The organism is Nostoc sp. UIC 10630, from assembly GCF_010747425.1.
Taxonomy (GTDB): Bacteria; Cyanobacteriota; Cyanobacteriia; order Cyanobacteriales; family Nostocaceae; genus Nostoc.
Genome location: NZ_JAAGOG010000376.1, coordinates 1 through 3,299, shown reverse-complemented (window position 1 = coordinate 3,299; position 3,299 = coordinate 1). Strand labels below are relative to the sequence as shown.

Here is a 3,299-nt window from a genome sequence, read left to right as displayed (position 1 = left end):
AAAAATATATTGAGATTTCAGCAACATGACATTCGTGTCAGACTGCTGAGAATGTTCTCAGCCAGAACCTTGAAAACTGCATAGAAACGCGAAATTAGCAGGCAGACACAGACATTGAGAGTACTGAGTGCCTCGGCTTAGAGTGCTGATTAAAATCAGTGCGAAGTGATGAGGTAAGCAGAACTAACTATTTGTGAATGCAAAATGTGAAACACCAAATGAATTGAGTGGTCAAGCTAATAAGGGCTAACGGTGGATACCTAGGCACACAGAGGCGACGAAGGACGTGGTTACCGACGATATGCTCCGGGGAGTTGGAAGCAAACATTGAGCCGGAGATTTCCGAATGGGGCAACCCTATATACTACCTGCTGAATATATAGGCAGGAGAGAGCCAACCCAGCGAATTGAAACATCTTAGTAGCTGGAGGAAGAGAAATCAAAACAGAGATTCCCTAAGTAGTGGTGAGCGAAAGGGGAAGAGCCTAAACCAATTGGTTTACCGATTGGGGTAGTGGGACAGCAATATCGAATCTAGCGGTTAAACGAAGCAGCTAAATACTGCACCAAAGAAGGTGAAAGTCCTGTAGTTGAAAACTCAAGGATAGTAGCTGAATCCCGAGTAGCATGGGGCACGAGGAATCCCATGTGAATCAGCGAGGACCACCTCGTAAGGCTAAATACTACTGTGTGACCGATAGTGAACCAGTACCGCGAGGGAAAGGTGAAAAGAACCCCGGAAGGGGAGTGAAATAGAACATGAAACCGTTAGCTTACAAGCAGTGGGAGGACTATTTAAAAGTCTGACCGCGTGCCTGTTGAAGAATGAGCCGGCGACTTATAGGCACTGGTAGGTTAAAGCGAGAATGCTGGAGCCAAAGGGAAACCGAGTCTGAAAAGGGCGATAATCAGTGTTTATAGACCCGAACCCTGGTGATCTAACCATGGCCAGGATGAAGCTTGGGTAACACCAAGTGGAGGTCCGCACCGACTGATGTTGAAAAATCAGCGGATGAGTTGTGGTTAGGGGTGAAATGCCAATCGAACCAGGAGCTAGCTGGTTCTCCCCGAAATGTGTTTAGGCGCAGCGGTAATGATTATATCTGGGGGGTAAAGCACTGTTTCGGTGCGGGCTGGGAGACCGGTACCAAATCGAGACAAACTCTGAATACCCAGAGCACACATTGCCAGTGAGACAGTGGGGGATAAGCTTCATTGTCAAGAGGGAAACAGCCCAGACCACCAGCTAAGGTCCCCAAATCATCGCTAAGTGATAAAGGAGGTGAGAGTGCACAGACAACTAGGAGGTTTGCCTAGAAGCAGCCACCCTTGAAAGAGTGCGTAATAGCTCACTAGTCAAGCGCTCTCGCGCCGAAAATGAACGGGGCTAAGCGATGTACCGAAGCTGTGGGATTAATAATAAACGATTAATCGGTAGGGGAGCGTTCCGTCGTAGGTAGAAGCAGTAGCGGCAAGCAGCTGTGGACGAAACGGAAGTGAGAATGTCGGCTTGAGTAGCGCAAACATTGGTGAGAATCCAATGCCCCGAAACCCTAAGGTTTCCTCCGCCAGGTTCGTCCCCGGAGGGTTAGTCAGGGCCTAAGGCGAGGCCGAACGGCGTAGTCGATGGACAACGGGTTAAAATTCCCGTACTGATTGTAGGTTGTGCAGAGGGACGGAGAAGATAATTGTCAGCCGGATGTTGGTTACCGGTTCAAGCGTCAAGATGTTGAGAGACGGCGAAAACGTTTCGAGTTGAGGCGTGAGTACGACCCACTACGGTGGGGAAGTGGCATAGTCTAGCTTCCAAGAAAAGCTCTAAACACGTTAACTTACAGTTACCTGTACCCGAAACCGACACAGGTAGGGAGGTTGAGAATACCAAGGGGCGCGAGATAACTCTCTCTAAGGAACTCGGCAAAATGGCCCCGTAACTTCGGAAGAAGGGGTGCCCACCTAAGACGTGGGTCGCAGTGAAGAGATCCAGGCGACTGTTTACCAAAAACACAGGTCTCCGCAAAGTCATTAAGACGCAGTATGGGGGCTGACGCCTGCCCAGTGCCGGAAGGTTAAGGAAGTTGGTCAGGGGGAAACCTTGAAGCTAGCGACCGAAGCCCCGGTGAACGGCGGCCGTAACTATAACGGTCCTAAGGTAGCGAAATTCCTTGTCGGGTAAGTTCCGACCCGCACGAAAGGCGTAACGATCTGGATGGTGTCTCAGAGAGAGACTCGGCGAAATAGGAATGTCTGTGAAGATACGGACTGCCTGCACCTGGACAGAAAGACCCTATGAAGCTTTACTGTAGCCTGGAATTGTGTTCGGGCTTGGCTTGCGCAGGATAGGTGGGAGGCGATGAAGTATTCCTTGTGGGGAGTATGGAGCCAACGGTGAGATACCACTCTGGCGAAGCTAGAATTCTAACCCATGACCGTTATCCGGTCAGGGAACAGTTTCAGGTGGGCAGTTTGACTGGGGCGGTCGCCTCCTAAAAGGTAACGGAGGCGCGCAAAGGTTCCCTCAGCACGCTTGGAAACCGTGCGGCGAGTGTAAAGGCATAAAGGGAGCTTGACTGCAAGACTGACAAGTCGAGCAGGTACGAAAGTAGGCCTTAGTGATCCGACGGCGCAGAGTGGAATGGCCGTCGCTCAACGGATAAAAGTTACTCTAGGGATAACAGGCTGATCTCCCCCAAGAGTCCACATCGACGGGGAGGTTTGGCACCTCGATGTCGGCTCATCGCAACCTGGGGCGGAAGTACGTCCCAAGGGTTGGGCTGTTCGCCCATTAAAGCGGTACGTGAGCTGGGTTCAGAACGTCGTGAGACAGTTCGGTCCATATCCGGTGCAGGCGTAAGAGCATTGAGAGGAGTCCTCCTTAGTACGAGAGGACCGGGAGGAACGCACCGCTGGTGTACCAGTTATCGTGCCAACGGTAAACGCTGGGTAGCCAAGTGCGGAGCGGATAACCGCTGAAAGCATCTAAGTGGGAAGCCCACCTCAAGATGAGTGCTCTCACCACGTAAGTGGGTAAGGTCACGGGAAGAACACCCGTTCTTAGGCGGTAGGTGGAAGTGCAGTAATGTATGTAGCCGAGCCGTGCTAACAGACCGAGGGCTTGACCTCACATCATTTGGTTTCGCGTTTCTGTGCAGTCTTCAGGGTCTTCTGACCCTACAGTCTTTCCTGGTGTCTATTGCGCGGTGGAACCACACTGATCCCTTCCCGAACTCAGAGGTGAAACGCTGTTGCGGCAACGATAGTTTAGGGGTCGCCCTACGCAAAAATAGCTCGGTGCCAGG

The 3,299-nt window shown here is 51.5% G+C and carries 2 rRNA genes; both read left to right on the top strand.

The features are described 5' to 3' along the window. Positions 1-229: 229 nt before the first annotated feature. Positions 230-3,123: ribosomal RNA gene (locus G1O98_RS37515) — 23S ribosomal RNA — on the top strand. 59 nt (positions 3,124-3,182) lie between these two features. After that, a 5S ribosomal RNA gene (gene rrf, locus G1O98_RS37510) occupies positions 3,183-3,299 on the top strand; the annotation flags it as partial.